This window comes from Pseudarthrobacter sp. HLT1-3 (assembly GCF_059383535.1).
Genome location: NZ_JBWZCJ010000016.1, coordinates 48,045 through 69,226, shown reverse-complemented (window position 1 = coordinate 69,226; position 21,182 = coordinate 48,045). Strand labels below are relative to the sequence as shown.

Genomic DNA, 21,182 nt, shown 5'->3' with positions numbered 1-21,182 from the left:
TGGCACAAATACGTGTGTGCCCGGGCTCCGACTCGGAGCCCGGGCACACACATATGTCTTGCCGTCTTGTATCGGCAGTTGTTTCAGAAGCCTCAGTCCGCGGGGCGCAGGGCCCTGCCGGTTCCGCGGTAGATGGCGACGGTCCGCTCCCCCGCCCGCACGCTGACATCCACAATCATCCGGCGGCCCTCGTGAAAGGTCACTTCGGCGGACGCAACCAACTCCTCGGCGATGCGGGCCGGGGAAATGTAGGAGATGGAAGCCTCCGCAGTCGCGATTCCGGCGCCGAAGGTGTTTGCGGCCATGGCGAACGCCGTGTCGGCCAGCGCGAAGACCAACCCTCCATGGGCGATCCCGTGCCCGTTGGCCATTTCGGGCATAACCGTCAGGACCGCAGTGGCTCGGCCCTCGCTGGCACGCAGCACCCGGATGCCAAGGCCTTCCAAGGCGCGGTCGGCGGCAAGCATCGAGCGGGCCGGCTCGTCAATGAGCGTTGCCGGGTTCATGCGAGCCTCTCCACTACCATCGCCATGCCCTGGCCGCCGCCCACGCAGAGCGTGGCCAGGCCGAGCGCACCGTCGATGGTCTGCAATCCGTTGATAAGCGTTCCGACCAGCCGTGCGCCGGTCGCGCCGAAGGGGTGGCCCAAGGCGATCGCCCCGCCATACGGGTTGACCCGCTCGGGATCGGCGCCCAGCTTCCGGACCACGGGAACCACCTGGGCAGCGAAGGCCTCGTTCAACTCCACGATGTCAATGTCACCAATCGAGAGGCCCAGGCGATCAAGAAGGCGGTTGGATGCGTCCACCGGGCCCAGTCCCATGATCTCCGGTGAAAGGCCGCTGGCGGCACTGCCCAAGACGCGGGCCAGCGGCTTCAATCCGAGTTCACCGGCACGCCTGGCGCTCATGACAACCAAGGCAGATGCGCCGTCGTTGAGCGGACTGGCGTTGCCCGCGGTGACGGTTCCGGACTCGTGGAAGACAGGCCTAAGGCCGGAGAGTGCCTCCCAGGTTGTTCCCGGCCGCGGGCCGTCGTCGGCAGTCACCACGGTGCCGGCAGCCGTGGTCACCGGCGCGATCTCGCGCGCGAAGTACCCGGAGCGGATCGCCCGTTCAGCGCGGAGCTGGGACTCCAGAGCCCATTCGTCCTGGTCGCGACGCGTGGTGCCGGTTTGGCGTGCCACGAACTCGGCGGTTTTGCCCATGGAGAGGTACACGTCGGGCAGCTGCCCGTGCTCGCGGGGGTCGGCCCACGGCTTACCGGATTCAAAGACGTCGTCGGCACGCCGTGCCGCGTCCGCGAAGCCAGGGTGCGGGTTTTCCACCACGGGAGGAGTCGAGCTGGTCGATTCGACGCCCGCCACCAGAAACGCTTCCCCGTCGCCGGCCCGCACGGCCTGGGCCGCCATCGCGGTGGCCTGCAACGATGACGCGCAGAAGCGGTTCACGGTGACCGCCGGGACGCTATCCATTCCCGCCAGCACCATGACCCGGCGTCCGATATTGTCGCCCTGCGCGCCCTGCGGGACCGCGCAACCCACGTAGGCATCGGCAAACTCGGCGGAGTCCATCTGCGGAATGGCCGCGAGCGCTCCCCGGATAGCTGCCAGCGCGAGGTCTTCGGGTCGCTCCCCGGCCAGCGAGCCCTTTCGGGCCCGGCCAATCGGTGTCCTGCGGTAGGCGACGACAACCGCGTCATTTGGAGCAATGGCGGTGTTCAAGATGGTGTTTCCCTTCTTTGTGGCCCGCATGCACGCCCGGCCGGCCCTAAGAGCCGGGACGTGCGACATAGACCGGGACGCATTCGCAACAGGCGCGGAACAGCTCGTGCATTCAGCATCTCCCGAATATATACGATCCGTATCGTATAGCACAAGGCCCAAATCTCTCCTGGAACTTGCCGAGACGTAGACCGGAATGACCGAAGTGCGCCCTACCGGTTGCGAAGATGTTAGATGGAGGCGCGAGCAGTCCTTGCGACCTGAAAGGTTGCCCGGTCAGTTCTTTGGCCACAGCGCTCATCAGGGCCCATGTGCCCGGACGGAACTATGGAGGTCTTGAGGCCGCTATCGTGCGGCGAGACCTTCAAGGGCCGCCTGCATGATGGAGTCGGTGGCCTTGGCGTCAAGAGGGCCCGATTGGAACAACAGTCGGAAGTAGATGGGGGCATATAGCAGCTCCGTGACGACCGGGGCATCGAGATCTTTGCGCATCGACCCCTCGCTTATGGCTCGCTCGACCAGCGACGTAACGACCAGCGCGCGCGGCGTCCAGAAATGTTTCTTGAATTCAGCCATCGCTGCCTCGTCCTGCTGGCACTCACCGATGAGTTGCGCCACGAGCCGCCCCTCATTGCCCGCGTAGACCTCTGCAAGGGAGGCCATATGCTCCCGAAGTGCGTCGATCGCGAGAACGTCCTGGCGCACCGGAGTCCGCGCGACGTGGTTGTCCAAGAAAGTATCGATAACCACGGCAACTTTGCTCGACCACCACCTGTAGATGGTGGTCTTGCTGACGCCAGCCTCGCGGGCAATACGCTCGATCGAGAGCTTTTGCACCGTGAATCCGTTGGGCCCTGAATCTTCGAGCAACTTCATGGTCGCTTCCAAAATCGAGCGACGACTTTCTTCACTTCTGACTGCCATGGGTCAACCATACGTGCAACGTCATTCAATACGAAACGTACACGATCAAATTCGTCCGAATTCAATGCTCCGGCAGCGTGCCATAGGTGCGACGGGCTGCCCGCCAATGGGTGGCCTGCGCCAGCACGCAAGATGAAGCGGCGTCATTGCATTGCGTTGTGACCCACCTTACAATCAGTACGAAACGGATCGAATCTTCTAAGGAGATGCCGTGACTGCATCTTTTGCCGGCAAGGGCCGCCCTTCTCTACTCGGCATGTGCATGCCTGCACCGCAAATCTGTCTCGGAACCTCATCCGAGGTGGACCGATGACTTCCGTATTGGATACGCGGTCGGTTCCTCCGGCAGAGCGGCGGGACTACTGGTCGGCGGGAATCGCCGAACGCTTCTTCCCCATGCAGGTTGAATCGGTCGGGGCGCCCTCCTTCGAGGCCCGCTTGGCCAGTGGCCAGGTCGGGCCGGTCAGGGTCCAGTCCATCCAAGGGCTTGCGCACCGGGTGGCACGCACGCAGCGGATGGTCGCCGCCGCCGATCCGGAGTGCATCTTGCTGTATCTGATGACCAGAGGCACGGTCCATATCGAACAGGACGATCGCAACTGTGCTCTTCGCCCCGGTGACATTGCGTGCCAGGATACGTCGCGGCCTTCCACTTTTGAGGGCCGCGATGGTTTCGAGGTGCTCGTATTCAGCATTCCAAAATGGTTCATAGGAGCGCAGGCCGAGGGCATCGCCCGGCGTTCCGCGACGCGGGTGGACTCGGGTCTTGGACGGCTTACTGGGCCGGCAACCCCGTTCCTCGCACAGTTGGCACGAACCACAACGAGCGGCGGTGGACTCTCGAGCCTTGATGGGGAAGGCGCTGCACAGATGCTACTCCCCTTGCTTCGCAGCATGTACGATGCGCAGGAGATTTCCGACACGCGCTCCCGCCCGGAGGCACTGCTCGCCCGGATGCAGCGGTATGTGATGGACCACCTGCACGACCCGGAACTCGGGCCAGAGCGGATTGCGCAGGCCCACTACGTGTCCACGCGCTACGTCCACAAGCTCTTTGCAGCCTCCGGCACCGGAGTGTCGGCCTGGATCCGCGAACGCCGGTTCGAGGGTGCGGTTGGCGAGTTGAGGCGCTCCCCGGAAACGACGATCGCGACGGTCGCGATGAGGTGGGGATACCGCCATCCGGCAAGCTTCAGCAGGGCCTTCCGCGAGGTCAACGGCTGTGCGCCACGGGACGCCAGGCACCTGCCGGAGCCGATGGGGAAGACCCCGCCCGTTTGTTAGGGCGGGGGCTCCCCCGGAGATGCGCAATCAGGCCTGGGGGAAACCAGCCTTCCGCAGGCGGGTGCCCCAGATCCCCGACTTGCCCGGGGCGATGATCCCGTTCGGGTCTAGGGTGTCCTTGATCGTCTCGTTGAAACGCCGCAGCGCGTGGTCGTTGAAGCCGAACTGGTCGGCCGCGAGATCCATAAAGGACAGGTGTGCCCGGTATTCGCCGTAGCCGCGTTTGCCCGCCTCGGCGACCATCCGCTTGGCCAGGGCGTACGCCTTGGCGACCTGCTCCGGGTTCTTCGTGTCGAAGGGGATCACGTTGATGAACGTGGTCGACCTAGCGTTGATCGGGAGCATGCCACCGAGGAAATCAAGGCCCACCTCGGCGCACATCTCGGCCATCAGCTTCTGCGCGGCGATCGCGTGCTGGGCCGTGAGCGGGATGACCGGCGAGAAGTCGACGTGGCCGCCTTCGTCGCCGCCTGACCATCCGGCCATCTTGTAGAGATCCTGACTCGGCACCCCAATCTGCACCCGCTCGTGCGGGTTGGGCAGCGTCTCCCAGGCGTCTGGCCCGTGTTTCTGGCCCATGATATCCACGCCCGGAATCTGCAGGAAGCGCGCATTGAGCTTCTCGAAGTTGTGGTCGACCACCGGTTCGTCGCCGTAGAGGGCGAAGCGCATCATCCAGCGGCCCAGTCCCATCTCGTTGGCGATCTTGTCGATGATCTCCTCGGGCATCGGGCCCTCACCGGTGTACCACTCGGCGCGTGTGGTGAGCATCGAGGCCATGCACAGGGTGTTCGACAGCTGCGGGCGCATATCGATGGTGCCGGCCAGCATGAGCTCGCGAAGTGCATCGACTACGGCGGGCATCTGCGCCTCATCCCAGACGCGCAGCCAGAGCGGCATGTATACCTCTGGCTTCGGCATCAGCCAGTAGCCCATCTTCGTGACAATGCCGTAGTTCGACTGCATGAACATCTCGGTCGACGTCGGACCGAGGCCGCGCTTGTACAGCGGCCAGGTCGGGTTGTTATCCATTGCACCCGAGCCGGTGCGCATGAGGTCGCCGTTGGGGAGCACCACCTCGAAGCCGCAGTGTGAGGCTTGGTCGATCGAGTACGGCATGTAGGTGAGCCCGTGCTCGAGCGTGTTCGAGACGACGCCTCCCCAGCCGATGTCCACGATGGAGGCGACGAGGTTGTGTCCGCCGGCCTTGATCGCTTCGTGGAGGTCGTACCAGCTCACCCCGGGCTCCACGATCGCGTAGCCAAGTTCCTCGTTAATCTCCAGCACGCGGTTCATCTCCCGGAACGAGAGCATCACGGAGCCGCGCACCTGGGGCGCAGCTCCCCCGTATCCGTTGTTCTTTCCACGGCCGATGGGCCACAACGGGACGCGATACTCGTTGGCAATCCGAACGATCGCCTGGACGTCCTCGGTACTCGTTGGGCTAACGACTGCAGACGGAAGATTTGTAGCCGAACCTGGGACCTGGAAGGGGTCTTGGAAGTCCTGAAGGGAATTGGCATCGGTCGCGACGTTGTCGGCACCGATCGCCGCGGCGAACGCCACGAGTGCCTTCTCGAGGTCCAGTTCGGTGACGCCGGGTGGCAGCGGGCGAGTCGACGTCTCGGGGGTGATACTCATCATTCAACATCTCCTTTGATGCGGGTGTGTCGTGTAACACGTGCTGTTCATCCTGCGCCTTACGGGGCCGGAGCGGCGAGATTGCGGACCGATGGTGCAGTTCGTGCACAGAAGCGTGCACGAACTGCACCATCGTCGCGCTCCTGGCCACTGCCGCTTCGCGCCGTGGTTGCATGGGGCCCACACATATGACGAGATGAATGGAGAAGGAACCATGGCCAACGGTCGTTTGGAAGGAAAAATAGTCCTGTTGACAGGCATCGGCGGCGGGATGGGTCGGGTGACCGCCCGGCTGTTCGCACGCGAGGGTGCCACTGTTCTTGGTTGCGACCTCGATGCCGACGGAGCCGAGGAGACGGTCCGCCTGGTGGAGGCCGACGGAGGCGCGATCGAATCAAGCGCACCGATGGACCTGGGCAACCGGGAAAACATCGATCGCTGGGTCGGCGGCGCAATCGAACGCCATGGCCGCATCGACGTCCTCTACAACAACGCCAGCATGCCGAAATTCGCGCCGTTCGCACAGATGAGCGACGTGGATTACCGGTTCACCATCCAGAACGAGCTGGACCTGGTGTGGCATGCCTGCCAAAGCGCCTGGCCGCACCTTGCCGCCGTCGGCGGTGCGATCGTGAACATCGGTTCTGGAGCCGGGATCCAGGGTGCCCGGGCCCTGCCGCAGGCCGCCCATGCTGCCGCGAAAGGGGCCGTCATCGCTCTCACTCGTCAGCTTGCGGCCGAGGGTGTCGCCGTCGGCGTTCGCGTCAATTGCGTAAGTCCTGGTGTCATGGCGACTCCGCCGGTACTCGCGATGTTCGAGGAATTCGGCGAGAACGCACCGGTCGCCCCGATCATAGAGCGAACGATTGACGGCAAGCCCGGGGACCCACTCGCCGTCGCGTATGCAGGCCTCTACCTCGCCTCCGAGGAGGCGAAATGGGTCACGGGATCCCATTTGGTGGTAGACGGCGGAGCCAGCGCGATGATGTAGGTCGAGCGAGAACGAAGAAAACCTGCAATCGGCTAATCCCACTGGCTGTTCGATTCCGGCACCGAGCCGCTAGTGTCGTGCTGTCTCCTACATGGCACGGCGTAACGCCGGCTGGATGCCACTTCACGAAGGGGGCCGGGCCCGTGAAGTGCCTCGAGAGGTCAGCGCACTGGCGGACCAACTGGGTGGCCCGATTCCTATGGGCTTCGGTTCAATAAGCTGCGGCACCTGCAGACCATCGATTTCGCAACCGACGCGCACGTGCGCAGATCGGGCAAGTTCGGTGTCTGCAAGGTCCGGTTCGGCAGGTCCGCCGGGCATCACCGCCCAAGCCCCGCAGCCAAGGAGACTGCCGAAACCATCTGCTCAGTGACGAAATCTATCGTGGGATCCAGCTTGATCCGGAATGCCGGCTTCCATCTGCTGCTGCCATGACGTCAACGCCCTCACGGTCGCGGGAGAATCCCAAGTGCGGGGTATGGCCGGCGTCCGTATTGGCTGAACCGTTACCCAGAACGCAGCAATCACCGACAAGTTCCTCGACTAGGAACGTGTCGGTTCCATCGACAAGATTGAGGAGTTCCTCGAAGACCTCCCGCTCAGGAAGTGATCCCGTGGGGTTATGGGGGGAGTCCGCGACAACGAGCCGCGTATTGGGCCGCAGAGCGTTCCCAATCTCAGAAATATCCAGCTCCCAACCGTTCGCCCGGCAGAGGCGAACCTCAGTCACGGCGGCACGGATTGCCCCCGGAACGTCGATCAGGAGCTAGTAGGTCGGACCAATAACAATCACGTGGTCGCCTGCCTCAAGAACAGCGTTCAAAAGGACGAACACAGCCTCAGTCGCACCCGCAGAATCTGGACGGCCGACCCGGATTCACCGTCGGAGGCTTGAGCAGCCAACTCGCGCAGTTCCTGGTGGCCTGGCGATTCGGTATACCCAAGCGTCAGCGACCCGTACCACGCCCGTGTCTGCGCAGGGGCGACCTCCAGGGATCGGATCCTGGTACTCCGTACGAGCGTCCCTAAGGTGCCCCATTGAATTCTTCACTTTTACGCGTTTGGCGCCGGGGTCCGGCCGTTCTTTCAGCGATGCTGACGGCTACGGCCGTCGCGGTGAGTGTTGTGGCCAGAGCGAGCGGTGCCCAGGCGGCAACGCCCACTATCGCACCGGCCATTGCGGTTCCTGCTGCTCCACCGGCGATCTTGAGCGCTCCGACCCAGATGAAGATCTGGCCGCGGGATTCGATGGGGGCGAATTCGCTGCGGGCTGCAAGAGTAGCTGCAAAGAATAGCGCGTTGGCAACCCCAGCCAAGGGGAATGCGACGAGTGAAGCAGGCAGTGTTGGGGTGAAGATAACTGCGGTTAGCATTGCCGCTACGAAGACAGCCAGGATGCTCATGAGCCGGTCGGCGTCACCGCGAAGCGGCCGGAGCATAAGGCCGGCCGATCCGAGGAGATTCCCTGCCCCATAGGCGGCGACGAGTAATCCCGCGGTTGGGCCTCCGCCCAGAACAGGAGCGATGGCCACTGCGTAGATGGGTAAGGCGGCGACTGAGAACGCCACTGCCACGGTGAGCCCCAGGGTGCGGCGGAGCGGACCGTGCTTGAAAATGCGGCTGAGCGTCTGTGCTGGCGATGGCACCTTGGTTGCATGACGGGGTGGTTCTTGTCCGGGGAGTGCGAGGACGGCTCCGGCCCCGAGGACAGCCGCTGTGGCAAGGGCCATCGTGGCGGTGAGCGGATCTGTTGTTGCCGCTATCCAGGCGACGGCGGCGGGCCCCAGGGTTCCACTGAGCCCGTATGTAGCCACGTCCCAGCTTTGTGCCCTGCGTTGGCTGCGTTGTTCCGGTCCGGCAATGGAGGGCAACCGGCTACTGATCCCGCCGGTAAGCATCGGCCCGAAGACCCCGGAGACAAACAAGAGCACGGCCGGCCAGAATGCTCCGGTTGGCATGAGCAGGGCTGCGGCCCCGAGGAGCAGCCCGTGGAGGATAGCGGAGGAGGCGATGACTTTGCGCCCGTCACGGGCCGTATCCAGCTTTCGGGCGATGAATGGTCCCAGCAGATGGGGTGCGGTGATCGAGGCACCCAGCAGGCCGGCCAACCATCCGGGCATCCCCATGGAGTCTGCCAGCAGCACGATAGCAACTACTGCGCCCCCGTCTGCTGTTCGAACCAGGGTCGCTGCGACGACATAGCGGGCCAGTGTCCCGGCCCGGAGTTTTGGCTCGTCTGAAACTCCGGTGCCCGTATTAGCTGTGGAGGCCGAGCGCATCGATGACCCCGGCAACACGGTGGCGCTGGTCCTTGCTCAATCCTTGGATCGGCAGCGGCAGGCAGGCTTCGGGTGCCAGACCCAGGTGCTCGGCGATGGCCGCAACCACACGAAGGCTCCCACCGAACTCGGCGAACAAGTTCCATAGCGGTGCAAGGCGTCCGGATTCGGCCAGCGCGTCCGAAATGCGGTGTTCCTGCGCCGCCCGGGTGATCTCCATGGCAAGTGCGGGCAGGGTGCCGCCGATGACCGAGTACCAGGCATCGCAGCCGGCAGCCAGGCCGGCCGCGGCATGGGCGTCACCGGACACCCCGATCGTCACGTGCCTGGGAACAACTGCCCGAATCTCTTCCACCCATGCCTTAGCCAGCTGCGGGTCACCAGGTACCCCTGGAATTTTGATGGAAGCGATGCCGGGCAGTTCGGCGATGCGTTCGTAAAGCTCGATGGTGAAGGTGAAGTGCGTGGTGCCCGGATTGTCATAGACGACAACGGGCAGCGACGAGTGCGCCGTGACCGTCCGGAAAAGCTCGAACACATCATCATCAGTGAGGGGCTGATAGGTCATCGGCGCCAGCAGCAGCGCCGACGCTCCCGCTCGCTCGGCGTTGTCCGCGTTCGTTAGGACCTGGGAGGTCCGGAGCGCCCCGATACCAACTATCACGGGCGTCCCGCCGGCATGCCGCACGGCCAGCTGCGCAACACGGCTTCGCTCCTTGCTGGTCAGGTACGCGTAGGAACCGGTGGAGCCAAGGGCAGTGATCGAGTCGACTTTCGCCCCGCTGAGCCTTTGTACCAAGCGGATAAACGAGGCCTCGTCTACCGCGTCCTGCGCCAGCGGGGTAATGGGAAAAGCACTCAAGCCTGTAAACATCGTTCCAACTCCTTTATAAGGATCCGAATGAAAGCAGTGTGTAGGCGCACCCTGCTATGCCCGCTGTGAGCGTGCGCCGGCGGGTGCCGTGACCGGCGCATCGTTCGAGGAGGTAGCTTCGGCCCGTTAGCCGACGAAGTCGAGATCCGCAGGGCTGGGGCTCTGCTCCGGTTGTGCCGGGCGCCGTCGTCCGCCCCGCTGCGCAGCGGCGCCGGCGAGCACGACGAGCAGGACGCCCAGGACCTGGATGGCCGAAGGCTGCTGATGAAGGATGAGCAGTCCGAGGAGGACCCCGAGGGCTGGCTCGAGGGCCATCAGCGTGCCGAACGCTGTAGGCGTCATCCTGCGCAGGGCAAGCATTTCCAGCGCGAACGGCAGCACGGGCAACAGGATAGCGAGCCCTGCCGCGGCGGCCAGGATCCCGAAGGTGAGGTGGCCGGCGGCCTGCGGGATGCCGACGACGGCTGCCGTTGCCGCAGCGATAGGCACAGTCATAGAGAGCGCCCCGATTCCGGTGAAGTGATCCCCGATCCGCTGGGTTAGCAGGATGTAGATGCCCCAGGCGACGCCCGCCAGCGCCGCCCACGCCACTCCAATCGGGTTGAAGTCGCCCTGCCAGGGTTCTGTGAGCAGAACGACGCCGAGCAGTGCCACAGACGGCCAGAGGAGCGCATTCCGGTTGTGGCTGCGCACCGCGGCCACCGTCAGGGGTCCCAGGAACTCGATCGCGACGGCGGTGCCGAGCGGTATGCGCTCGATCGCGGCGAGGAACCCGATCGTCATCATGCCAGTCGCGACCCCGAGTCCGAGCAATGGCAGTACGTCTGCTCGGCGGACGGAGCGCAGCGGCGGGCGGGCGATCGCCAGGAGAATGATCGCTCCCATGCTCAACCGAAGCCATCCTGTTCCGGCCGGGCCGACTTCGTCGATCAGATCCACTGACAGGGCCGAGCCCAGCTGGATTGACAGGATCGCCGTCACGGCCAGCCCCCATGGCGGGACTGGGACGTTCGAAGCGCTTCGCATCCGCATGTCATTTTCCTTCATGGAATGTAGGGGCCGCGGCTATCCGACGGCGGGCGATCGTGACGTTTGGACCGAGCCGCGCCAGCCGGCCGGCCAGGTCGTCGACAGCGGCGTCGAGCGCTTCATCGGTCATTGGGTGGAGGGCGTCGAGGATGAACAGCGCTGTTGACGTGTCTTCGCTGAGTTGGGTTCTCCGGCCCTGGCGCCAGTTCCAGCGCCGGCAGGTCACACCCGCGTCATCGCACCACACCACCTCACCAGGATCCGGATGCTCGAGCATTTCAGCGCCGCCGGCGATGGTGTCGAACGGCTCCTTGCCCGTAGCGCGCACGAGTCGGGGCTCCCCGACGTAGCCGGTGAGGTCCTCCCCGCCCAGTGGGATCCGGTGCAGCACCGAGACGGCGTTGTAGATATCGGTGAGCCGGTTCACCCGCGGCAGGCCCGAGGCCGTACGGCGCAGCAATGCCTCAAGACTGTTGCGCGTGCGCTGCGGCTTGGCTCCGAATAGCTTGTATGCCTCCCGCCATGCGGCAACATGAGGAAGGTCCTCCACCAGTCGACTATCCAGTGCTTTCCGGGCCGAGGCCTCTGCCGCCTGCAGCAGCGTTTCACTGGCCTCGTCGCTTGGTCCCGGTACCAGCCCGTTTACCGCCAGCAGGACGGCGCGGTAGTCCGGGCGCAGCGAGAAAACCGTAGCATCCACCCACGCGCCGGCCAGGAACTCCTGAAGCGCCTCCAGATCACGCATCGGTGGCCTCTGCCATGTGTCCTGACCCCACGCCCGGCTCGAAGACTGCAAGGGAGAACCGCGCCGGTTCCTTGCCCACGGTGCCATATGAGTGGTCGACGTCGCCGGGAAACGAAGCAGCGTCTCCGGCCTTGAGGACGAACGTCTCACCGGCAACCACAATGGATACCGATCCCTCCTGGACCTGCAGCAACTCCTTGGTCCCGGCTGAATGTGCCTCGCTCTCGTGCCTATCCCCCGCGCACAACGTCCAGTCCCACAGCTCAACCACATCAGGTGACTCTGTCCCGGCGACAAGAACGCCGCGGCCCCCGGCGTCAGAACTCCACAGGGCAGCACCTTCACCGCGGCGGGTGACCGTCACTGGCCTGCGGCGAGGCATTTCGACCAGCGCAGGCAGCCCGATACCCAGGGCATCGCTGAGCCGCAGCAAGGTCCCCACGCTGGGGTTCGCCGCACCCTGCTCGACATTGACCAACATGCGCCGGCTCACCCCCGCAGCATCCGCAAGCTGATCGAGGGTCCAGCCCCGAGACTGCCGCTCCTGCCGCACCCGGCCGCCGATTGCCGTCGCCAGGGCTGTTGTACTTTCATCCATAGAGTGCATCTTACTGCACTATAAGTGCAGTGTGCACATCGCTTGGCGTTACAAGGTCCAGGAGGACCCGCATGTGGTGGCCTGCGGGGTCGCGCCACCACACGTTGAGCCGGTGGCGCCGTCGAGGCGAAGGTGTTCACAGGTCCGCCAGAGGGCTTCTACCCGGGACACGGCCTCCCGGTGGAAGTACTACTCCATGCACGACTTGGCGCTTCTGTCATCGAAGTCGCGGACATACGTGGGGAGAAGCTGTTCGTGCAGGAACTCCTCGCCCGAGCCGAACAGCAACTGGGCAGCTTCTGCCGGTCCACCTGCAGGCGTTTCGTGCGTGGCTGTCGCAGGTGCCGGGGGCTGCGAACAGATCGATTTCCTCAACCATTTTCGTTCCCACTCGGTGGTCCAAGGCTTGACCCCCGCATGTGCACCGGCCGGTACCAGCACGGCGTCGTCTTCGCGGCGGGGGCTGTTAGCCGTGATGGATGCTTCGACGGCCTCCTTTGTGCGGGCCGGTGTACCAGGGCAGTGTGCGGACGAGGGTCGCGGGTGCTCCGGAGGCGAGGACGACGGCACGGCCGCGGTCGAGTTCCGCGAGGTTGGAGACGTCGAAGATGCGTTCTTAGCCCTCCCGGCGTGAGCGGCTGCGCCCGGACTTGCCGGAAGAGATGGACGTTCGCTGACCTGCGGAAACACTGTGCCCGAGGTGGGACTCGAGCCGGGTTCCAGCCCCTGCAAACACTGGACTCCCGCCGAAACATAAGGAATCCGGGCCAGTCCGGCACCGTACGGCCCAGTCCGTGACCCAAAGTGTGGACACTGTCCACACCCCCAAATCTCCCCACCAAGGCCTCCCAGCAGCCGCACCCCGCCTTTTCAGGGTGCGGCGCTTCTTCGCCCTGAAATACTTGATCCTGCTGGAGAAGAACAACGGCGGCTGCAACCGGGTCCTGGCCGCGTGCGGCGCGGCCCCCGGGCACGCCCGCACGGCGCGCTGAGTCTCGGGCTCTGCATAACGATTCCACCTCCCTTGATCCCTTCATGGTCCGATCTGTTGACGGCCGCATGACCGGGCCGCACCCCTTTTAGACGCTGACCGCGGGCTAGCGGAGCCACACGAAAACAACGGAACCCGGCGACCCCACCGGCCACCGCCACAGTACGGTGCCAACGATCAGGGCCGCGCCTGGAACGAGGCAACAGCTAGACGACGCCGGCATAGCGTTGTCATCTTCCTGATCATTCAACGTTTGTGCCTTCCTCGTCTCCCCATCGTGGTTGTACAGGAGAAGAGTATCCAGTGCCGGGGTCACCCCGGCCTCGTACGTGTCTGCCCCGCGATTTCGATCCGGAACGGCTTGGGCGATTGACGCCAAGGTACACCCGCTATTCGATCGTCCCTATGAGCGTGGGGCGGTAGTGGGTTCCGTGATCGACGAGTAACCCTGCCCCCGACCGGTAAATCGTTTCCATCTTGAGGGCCGGGCTGTCCGAAGCGGTTGTCATCTTCCTCTAATGGTTATTGGCAGGTCTGGTACCCGCTGGCAGGCTTGGTGTTGATCTGTCTGGTGTGACCCATCATTTTCCTGACCGTTGGGTTTCCAAGGTGTCTTCACTTCGACGTGTCCGCTATGGCGGATCGGCACCGGCCTGGCCTCTTGCCGTGGCTTGATAAAAGGTTGGCCGAACCAATGGTTCGTGCCCCGTTAGAGGACCGCCTGACAAGAACCCTGTTCCAGGCCGATGCCGCCCATAAACGGCCATCACCACATTGGAATGGAGGATCACCGTCATGAGTATCGTCGCAGAAAAGTACGCCTACGTCATCGGTGTCGACACCCACGCACGAACCCACACCTACGCCATCATCAACACCACCACTGGTGCCCGCCTCGACTGCGAGGCCTTCCCCGTCTCCACCGCCGGCATGAAGCGCGCGGTGGCATGGATCGGCCGCAACACCACCTGGCCCGTGCTCGCAGCGGTAGAAGGCACAGGATCCTATGGTGCGTCCCTGACCCGTACCCTGGGCAAGGAGAACATCATGGTGGTCGAGGTCAAGCCACCCCGTAAGGAGGCCCGTGCCGGGATCGGGAAGACCGATGAAATCGACGCCACAGCGGCAGCCATGGCCATCCTGGGCAAGGACCTGGAACAGCTGCTGCAACCACGCTCGGACGGGGTGCGCGCCGCGGTCAGCGTACTGCTGGCCAGCCGGCGCAGAGTCGATCAGCAGCGGACAGCCAGCCGCAATGCCCTGAACGCGCTGGCACGAACCATCGACTTGGGCATAGACGCCCGCACCGCCCTTACTGACCGGCAGGTGGCCGAAATCACCAGTTGGCGGGCCCGCGCCACCGACAGCATCGAGCAGCAGGTCGCCCGCGAAGAAGCAATCGACTTGGCCAGGACCGTCGTCGCGGCACAGGCCCGTCTGAAGCAGAACAAGGCCCGGCTTGCAGATCTCAACGAACAACTGGCACCCGGGCTGCAAGCCCAGCCAGGACTGGGGCCGGTGACCACCGGAACCATCCTCACCGCATACTCACACCACGGCAGGTTCAGGAACGAAGCCGCGTTCGCGTCCCTGGCCGGAGTGGCGCCCCTGCAGGCCTCCTCCGGGAACACCACCAGGCACCGGCTCAACCGCCACGGAGACCGTCATCTGAACATGGCCTTGGACGTGGTCATCAAATCCCGCATGCGATTCGACGAAACAACCAAAGAATACGTGCAACGGCGCACCGCCGAAGGACTGAGCTACCGGGAAATCAAGCGCGTCCTGAAACGGTACCTCGCCCGGGCCGTTTTCCGGCAGCTGCAACAACTTGCTGCTTGACACCAACCATAAAAGGTTCGAAGTCGTCTGCACGAAATGACCAAAGTCGTCTGCGCGGCCACCACATGCCCGTAAGGGGAACGGCGGATTCAAGCGGTCATTGCAACAGGAGTCCTTCGATCAGTTCGATCGGTTTTCTGAACTCTAGTCTTTTGCGTGACCGGTCGTTGAGTTCCTGGTCGACCCAGTTGAGGTCTGTCGCGCTGTGGATGCTCAGGTCGGAGCCTTTGGGGAAGTACTGGGGCAGCAGGCCATTCGTGTTTTCGTTGATGCCGCGCTGCCAGGGTGAGTGCGGGTCGCAGTAGTAGATGTCGATGCCGGCGGCTATTTTCAGGGTTTTCCAGTCCTGCATTCCCATCACCTCGCTGCATTGCGTCTGGCCGCCTCGTGTCCGCGTTGGGGGCGAGAGGCTGAAATTGTCCGGAAATGTAAGCGACACAAGAAGCGACAATCAGGGTCCAGGTCTCGTAAACCCGTAGCCTTACGATATGTTGCGTTCTTTCTCACTTGATGAGCCTTTTAGATCCGTTAAGTCCCAGCCATTCTCGTCCGCCGCCGGCCTCGGCAAGAAAACCGTAATCTACGGCCACAACGGGAGTGGCAAGTCGACGTTTGCAGAGTTGCTGAGGCAACTTGGCGAGTCGTCTCTGGACCGGGTCGTCAAGTGGGAAAGCCACGATGTCGACGGCAAAGCCTCCACGGTGGAACGCATGAAGGCACCTAACGAGGCCGTTTTATCGGTGTTCAATAAGGAGTATGTCCGCTTAAACCTCGCCCAGTTCCTCGACGGGGAATCTGCAGCCGCAATTGTGACTCTCGGTGGTGACGCGATCGAGGCAAAGAAGGACGAGGAGCGCCTACGGCTCGAACTTACTTCCGCCGAGAAGGACTTGAAGAAAGCCACTGACGATCTGCGGTTGGCGCAGAAGACTTCCAAGTCGATCGTTAATGGCGTACAGGACTCGATCGATACCGGCCTCAAGCCGCATGACGCCTCGTTCACGAAGAGCCGGTTCAGTGACCCTGTCCTGCGAGGAAGGCTTCGGTCCACTCCGGCGTCTTATCCGTCCGACGTAGATCGGATGTCTGCTCTGGACGAACTGGGCCGTCCCGCCCCCTCCCCGTTGGACGAGCAACCGCCGGTTGCCGCGACCTGGCCAACAATTCTCCAGCAGGTGCGAGCAGTTATCAGCACTGGTGTCCAAAGCGAACTCATCGGATCCCTCGTTGGAGACGCCGCCCGACAGAGGTGGGTTAAGGACGGCCTCGCCCTCCACGAGGATAGAACGCAATGCTCCTTCTGCGATCATCACATAGAGGAGGCTCGACGCGACCAGCTAGGAAAACATTTCGATGACTCGCGTCAGCGTGTCCAAGATGCGGTTACCGAGCTCACCAAGGAAGTCCAGCGTCAGCGAAATCAGCTTACGTCGTGGAAAGATTCGCTACCGAAGTCTGAAGAGGTCCATACGTCCCTTCAGACTGAACACGCAGAAATCGAAATATTGCAGCAGAAAATGAGCCTTTCTGCAGAGAAGTTCCTTACTGCCATCGAGCAGATTCTGAAGCAAAAATACGAGGAGCCTGAGCGGCTGAATTTTGACTCTTCATCACTGGTTCCACCGGACTTCAGCACATGTTCTTCTGACAAGTTGGTGGCGGACCATAACGAATTTTGCCGAACGGCAGTTACCCGGCGCACTGCTCTAACGAAGCTAGTACTGGAAAATTTGATTGGAACCCGCTCCAGCGACTACAGGAAGGCTGAGGGCTCGGAGGCTACCTTTGATGCCCAGCGCACGGCTCTGGACGACCGTATTTCTGAGATCAACGCCAAGCTCTTGATCGCCAGATCCAAGCAGTTCTCAAACCAGACGATGGCCGACAAGATAAATGAAGATTTGGCCAGCGTCTATGGTCGGAATCATCTGCGAGTTCAAGTGGTCGACGAGGGCAGATCCTACAAATGCTGGATGGGAACGAAAGCAGCCCAGCATCTCAGTGAGGGTGAGCGCAACACTCTGGCACTCATTTACTTCCTTCGGCAGTTGGAGGACAAGAAGAGGGAGATAGAACCGAAACGAAGAATCGTAGTTGTTGACGATCCATCCAGCAGCTTGGATAGAGAGAGCGTCTATGCAACCCATTCATGGTTGATCAAGCAACTCAGGCCCTACGGACAATATATTGTGCTCACGCACGATTTCGACCTCCTCCGGCTCTTCCTCGGATCACTCAGCAACCAAGTAAATACTTCGAAGGGCATCCTTAGGGATGGCGCCGAACCGAATAGCAGCGCTCAGGACCAGGCCAAAGCGAAAGCAGAGCTACATTTTCCCCTAGTTCGGTTCTTGGAAATGTCTGCGAGCGAGCTACCCAGCGGGGAACGCAGCTCCCGGGTGGAACTGATTCCGGACTACGTTGTAAGACACATTTCGGAGTATCACTATCTCTTCGACCGCGTCATGCAAGCCGCCGATGACGAGGCAGCACCGGAAGACGTCTTCCTGCTTCCGAATGCGGCTCGTCGTCTCCTGGAGTCATTTTGTCGTTTCAAGAAGCCTGGCGTTAAGAACCTGCAGCAAGCCATGGAGGTTCTAACAGCGCCACCGTCGGAATTCCGCGACGTATACGACTTCTGCAACAAGCACTCGCACGGCGAAGGGCGGGAGTTGTCCCTTGATCTAGATCACAGGACAGTCCATAGGCAGATCAAGCGCTCCATGGAGTTCATGAAGCACACCGATCCGCACCATTTCGAAGCCATGAGGGTCGCCACGGGCCGTAAAGCAGCGCCGAAAGCTAAGACAGGACGGGGCGGGGACGTGAAGTAGGCGGGGCGACTAGATACATGTAATTTGCTCTTCTGCTGCAGGAACCTGTACCGGGTCGGGGCGGAACCGGGCGGGAGCTCTGAGAGCGTCAGGCCGTTGCCGCGGATCGCAGCCGCGAGGTCAGCGTTACCGGACGGGTAGTAACGGTCAAGGCCTCCGGCCAGTACCGCAAGGGTCGCCGGTCCTTCTCCCTGGCTCCCGGCCAACGCGGCCCGGTGCGCGTGCGCATCGATGCCGTAGGCCAGCCCTGAAATCACGCAGATTCCACGTTGGGCCAACCCGCATGCCATATCCCCTGTTACGGAGTCCCCGTAGCTGGTCGAGTCCCGGGATCCGGTCAGGGCTACGCACCGGGAAGGTGCAGGGATGCCGTTGTCGATGTTGCCCCGGTACCAAAGCCCGTACGGGGCGTCGGGCAGATCGTCCAAGCCTTCCGGCCAGTGTTCATCTCCTGGGATCAGGAAGCCGCCACCCAGGCGTTCGACGGTGGCCAGATCGTTCTCCGGGTCGACCTCAGGAACCCGCGGAGCCCACCGCTTCAAGGCCTCTTACAGTTCTTCGACCGTGGCCTCCGGAATGGCGTGTACGGGCTGGGCGCCGGTGGCAAGCCTCAACGCGGCGTACGCGCCGAGCCTGCCCACGAGGGCTCGACCGACACGGTCGCCGGGTTCGAAGAGTCGGGTCAGGGCTGCGCGTGCAATGCGATCGTTCATGGTTTCTCTCGTCCTTTGCTGAGGATCCGGTGGGTGGGGCGGCCTTGGTGACCGGCCAGCTTCCCCTCTCCCCCAGTTGTTTTGGCTGCTGGCGAAGCTTGCGGAGCTGTGCCCGACGGAGGCCTGTCTACCCTCGGGCAAGGGCCGGGAAATTCCGGAGGAAATCAGCGACGCAGGAGCGCCGGAGGGAAATTCCCGGCATGCAGGCCCCGGAGTTCACGGAGTGAATATTGGCTTCTAAGGGCTCCACTTGTGGTGCGGGTGAGCGCCATCGTCCGGTAGCACGATTGGCGTGGTTGAGCACCATCGTTGGTGTGGTTGAGCACCACCTGCAAAGCTCCTTCCACCATGTGAGGGACACATGGTGGAAGGAGTACCGGTAATGGTACGGAAGATCAAAGGGACGCTGGTGTTGCAGCTGTGTAATCAAAGCCTGGCGCGAAGAGCAATTGAGTCCGCTCACGGGATATCCCGGCACAGCATTCAGGCGGTCCTCGATGCGGCGGAACTGGCAGGTCTCGGTTGGGATGACGTCGCCGAGCTGTCGGAGGCCGAGGTGTATGCGGCGTTGTTTCCCGGCCGCGGCGTCCGGGAGAGTGTCTTTGCGCAGCCGGACTGGCCCCGGGTGCACACCGAGCTGGCCCGGGTGGGGGTGACGTTGAAGCTGCTGCACCAGGAGTATCTCGACGCGTCTTCTCGCGCAGGGCAGGCCGTGATGAGTTATGACCGGTTCTGCCGGCTCTATGGCGAGCACGCCGCCGTGACCGGGGCCTCGTCCCGGGTTGGTCACAAGGCCGGCCGCAGCATCGAGGTCGACTGGTCCGCCCCGGTCGTCAGACCCTTGGCGTAGAGCGAAAGGACCATCTCATCAACGCCGCTCAGCCGCCGCTGACGCTTAGCGACGATCTTCGGTTCGAACGTGCCCTCCCGGTCCTGCGGAACGTCGATCTGCACCGGGCCTGTCGTCTCCGTCAGCACGGTCTTGGGCCGCGTGCCGTTGCGCGAGTTGGCAGTATCCTTCGCCGCCGTGTCGTGGCGCTCATAACCGAGGTGCTCCGTGAGTTCCTCGTCCAGGGCCGTCTCGATGACCGTCTTGGTCAGCTGTTTGAGCAGACCGTCAGGACCGGTCAGGGACAATTCCTGTTCCCGGGCCAGTTTCACCAGCTCACGGGCGGCCTCAGCCTCGGAGTTTTCGTTCAGTTTTGCCGTGGTATCCGCACTATTCACGGCATCCAGTGTCACCGTCATAACCAGCTCAGTCCTGCCAGGCACAATGCCTGGCGTGTCGAGCCGGATACACCGTTAATTCCACAGTCCCCTCCAGGAACTCGGCCAGCGACTGCAGCCCCTCTTTCTTCATGACGGACCGTTTCGACCGGCAAAATCGTCTTTGAACTGCGCCAACACTTCGTCGGAGGGTGGTACCGAGGACGTCCTGCGGGAGATGTTCGGACGCTAATCCGGGGAACTGTGGGGCCGGACCTACACCTCTGACCTGCGGGTTTGAGCGCGCGATGGTAGGGCCCGTCGCCGTTCATGCCGCAGGTTGAGATTGGCCGTAAAAAGAGGCGCTGCTGTCCAGGACGAATTGCATCCGAGGTTAGTGGCCGCGCTTTTCGTTTGCCAGCCCGATGCCCATAACGATGAATGTGGGGATCGAGAAGAGTATCGAGACGGCGTATGCGATGACGAAGCTTTCTGCGAGGTAGTAGCCTGCAGCACCTACGATGAACGGGAGCCCGGCAAAGACCAGGACGGACACGGGTGCTGCCCGGCGCCGGTCGCGGTGCTTGACCAGCAGCACAATGCCCGCAGCCAGACTTCCAACCGCAGCCGCGACAGCCAGGATGACCATGACAATGGCCGCCGGGTAGGCATAGTTGAATATGCGCACGACGGCGATAACTGCCGGCGCGAACAACACGACGCCGTGCACGATCGCCATGATTCCCGCTGCGACCCTGAAGCCAGAAGACCTCGGCAGTGGGGGCATGGCCGGAACCCAATAGCTTCCCGGGCCGTACTGCGGGTAAGGCTGCTGAGCGACATACGGCGGTGCAGGCAAGAAGTGCTGGTTCGGGCCTTCCCCGCCGGAAGCTGCCGGTGCATGGCCGCCTCGAAGACCCTGGCCGGGGCCCGGCGCAGGAGCCGGCGGGCGTATGGGCAACAGTCCCACGGCCGCCTTGCAAGAGCGGCGAGCTACCGCGAGGCAAATGCTCCTGAGCGGCACCCAGCCAGCATCACGCCGCTCCCGTGCCAAGCCAATACCCATCACAATGAGGACCGGGGAGGCAAGGGCCAGGGCAGATACCAGCACCTCCATGCGGTAGTACGGTACGGTCAGGCTGATCAGGCCAAGGACCAGAGCCAGGCTGGCGAAGCTCATCGACGCTGTAGGTGCTTTCTGGCCGCGCTGGCGCCGCTTGGCCAGCAGGATGATGCCGGCAACTGTGTTGCTCAGCGCTGCCACCAGAAGGAGGAGTGCAATGGAGCCAGGCTCATCACCGTCAGCGAAGTCAGCGATAGACAGGATCAGGAACCACAGGCCGCAGATGACTCCGAAGATCCCTGCCGCAAGCCGGAAGCCGGAAGACGTGGGTCTGATCGGGCCCTTGCCGCGAGGCATATTGCTAGGCACCTCGGACGGCTGCTGGGACAAACTGTCCACCGCTCCATTCAGGGATGGCTGGTCATAACCGGTCGGTGGATGGACC

At 63.0% G+C, this 21,182-nt stretch carries 17 protein-coding genes and 3 pseudogenes; 5 read left to right on the top strand and 15 right to left on the bottom strand.

The features are described from left to right. Positions 1-92 precede the first annotated feature (92 nt). The 3 genes from AC50X9_RS14365 to AC50X9_RS14355 form a co-directional block, all read right to left on the bottom strand. Positions 93-506 carry a hotdog fold thioesterase gene (locus tag AC50X9_RS14365; RefSeq protein WP_494894428.1) on the bottom strand — a complete coding sequence of 138 codons (414 nt, stop codon included), beginning with the start codon at positions 504-506 and terminating at the stop codon, positions 93-95. Continuing rightward, positions 503-1,723, bottom strand: a complete 1,221-nt coding sequence (locus AC50X9_RS14360) for an acetyl-CoA C-acyltransferase (protein WP_494894427.1) — start codon at positions 1,721-1,723, stop codon at positions 503-505. The genes AC50X9_RS14365 and AC50X9_RS14360 overlap by 4 nt, the downstream gene beginning before the upstream one ends. Before the next feature lie 345 nt (positions 1,724-2,068). Further along, on the bottom strand, positions 2,069-2,647 hold the full coding sequence (locus AC50X9_RS14355) for a TetR/AcrR family transcriptional regulator (protein WP_494894426.1): 579 nt from the start codon (positions 2,645-2,647) through the stop codon (positions 2,069-2,071). Between the two features lie 309 nt (positions 2,648-2,956). On the opposite strand from AC50X9_RS14355, the gene AC50X9_RS14350 reads away from it, so the two are divergent. Further along, positions 2,957-3,931, top strand: coding sequence for a helix-turn-helix domain-containing protein (locus AC50X9_RS14350; protein WP_494894425.1), 975 nt, complete (start codon positions 2,957-2,959; stop codon positions 3,929-3,931). A gap of 27 nt (positions 3,932-3,958) precedes the next feature. Here AC50X9_RS14350 and AC50X9_RS14345 read toward each other — a convergent pair whose 3' ends face one another. Further along, on the bottom strand, positions 3,959-5,575 hold the full coding sequence (locus AC50X9_RS14345) for an FAD-binding oxidoreductase (protein WP_494894424.1): 1,617 nt from the start codon (positions 5,573-5,575) through the stop codon (positions 3,959-3,961). 37 nt (positions 5,576-5,612) lie between these two features. Between AC50X9_RS14345 and AC50X9_RS14340 the strand changes: the two genes are divergently transcribed. Then, positions 5,613-6,563, top strand: a complete 951-nt coding sequence (locus AC50X9_RS14340) for an SDR family NAD(P)-dependent oxidoreductase (RefSeq protein WP_494894423.1) — start codon at positions 5,613-5,615, stop codon at positions 6,561-6,563. Positions 6,564-6,942: 379 nt separating this feature from the next. On the opposite strand, the gene AC50X9_RS14335 is transcribed toward AC50X9_RS14340, so the two are convergent. From AC50X9_RS14335 to AC50X9_RS14310, 6 genes are all read right to left on the bottom strand, one after another. After that, entirely contained in the window at positions 6,943-7,293 is a 351-nt protein-coding gene (locus tag AC50X9_RS14335) for an aminotransferase class I/II-fold pyridoxal phosphate-dependent enzyme (protein WP_494894422.1), read from the bottom strand. A 295-nt stretch (positions 7,294-7,588) separates the two neighbouring features. After that, positions 7,589-8,683: an MFS transporter gene (locus tag AC50X9_RS14330; protein WP_494894421.1), complete on the bottom strand. Its 1,095-nt coding sequence runs from the start codon at positions 8,681-8,683 to the stop codon at positions 7,589-7,591. 136 nt (positions 8,684-8,819) lie between these two features. Further along, on the bottom strand, positions 8,820-9,716 hold the full coding sequence (locus tag AC50X9_RS14325; RefSeq protein WP_494894420.1) for a dihydrodipicolinate synthase family protein: 897 nt from the start codon (positions 9,714-9,716) through the stop codon (positions 8,820-8,822). Positions 9,717-9,842: 126 nt separating this feature from the next. Further along, entirely contained in the window at positions 9,843-10,742 is a 900-nt protein-coding gene (locus AC50X9_RS14320; protein ID WP_494894468.1) for an EamA family transporter, read from the bottom strand. A gap of 7 nt (positions 10,743-10,749) precedes the next feature. After that, entirely contained in the window at positions 10,750-11,490 is a 741-nt protein-coding gene (locus AC50X9_RS14315; RefSeq protein WP_494894419.1) for a B3/B4 domain-containing protein, read from the bottom strand. After that, positions 11,483-12,088, bottom strand: coding sequence for a helix-turn-helix domain-containing protein (locus tag AC50X9_RS14310; RefSeq protein WP_494894418.1), 606 nt, complete (start codon positions 12,086-12,088; stop codon positions 11,483-11,485). The genes AC50X9_RS14315 and AC50X9_RS14310 overlap by 8 nt, the downstream gene beginning before the upstream one ends. A 1,786-nt stretch (positions 12,089-13,874) precedes the next feature. Here AC50X9_RS14310 and AC50X9_RS14305 point away from each other — a divergent pair. Further along, entirely contained in the window at positions 13,875-14,921 is a 1,047-nt protein-coding gene (locus tag AC50X9_RS14305; protein WP_494894417.1) for an IS110 family RNA-guided transposase, read from the top strand. Between the two features lie 97 nt (positions 14,922-15,018). Here the strand turns inward: AC50X9_RS14305 and AC50X9_RS14300 are convergent. Then, positions 15,019-15,273, bottom strand: a pseudogene (locus AC50X9_RS14300) (IS30 family transposase); the annotation flags it as partial. A 136-nt stretch (positions 15,274-15,409) separates the two neighbouring features. On the opposite strand from AC50X9_RS14300, the gene AC50X9_RS14295 reads away from it, so the two are divergent. Next, complete coding sequence (locus AC50X9_RS14295; RefSeq protein ID WP_494894416.1) at positions 15,410-17,755, top strand: AAA family ATPase; 2,346 nt, start codon at positions 15,410-15,412, stop codon at positions 17,753-17,755. Positions 17,756-17,802: 47 nt separating this feature from the next. Here the strand turns inward: AC50X9_RS14295 and AC50X9_RS14290 are convergent. Together AC50X9_RS14290 and AC50X9_RS14285 are read right to left on the bottom strand one after the other, a co-directional pair. Then, positions 17,803-18,297, bottom strand: a pseudogene (locus AC50X9_RS14290) (DNA-processing protein DprA); the annotation flags it as partial. A gap of 6 nt (positions 18,298-18,303) precedes the next feature. Further along, positions 18,304-18,468, bottom strand: a complete 165-nt coding sequence (locus AC50X9_RS14285) for a hypothetical protein (protein ID WP_494894415.1) — start codon at positions 18,466-18,468, stop codon at positions 18,304-18,306. Positions 18,469-18,850: 382 nt separating this feature from the next. Here AC50X9_RS14285 and AC50X9_RS14280 point away from each other — a divergent pair, with 382 nt between their 5' ends. Then, positions 18,851-19,318: a hypothetical protein gene (locus AC50X9_RS14280; protein WP_494894414.1), complete on the top strand. Its 468-nt coding sequence runs from the start codon at positions 18,851-18,853 to the stop codon at positions 19,316-19,318. Here the strand turns inward: AC50X9_RS14280 and AC50X9_RS14275 are convergent. Then, positions 19,294-19,716, bottom strand: a pseudogene (locus tag AC50X9_RS14275) (transposase); the annotation flags it as partial. The gene AC50X9_RS14280 and the pseudogene AC50X9_RS14275 sit on opposite strands and share 25 nt — an antisense overlap. A 352-nt stretch (positions 19,717-20,068) precedes the next feature. Further along, positions 20,069-21,094 (bottom strand): hypothetical protein, encoded by a 1,026-nt coding sequence (locus AC50X9_RS14270; protein WP_494894413.1) that lies wholly within the window; start codon positions 21,092-21,094, stop codon positions 20,069-20,071. Positions 21,095-21,182 lie beyond the last annotated feature (88 nt).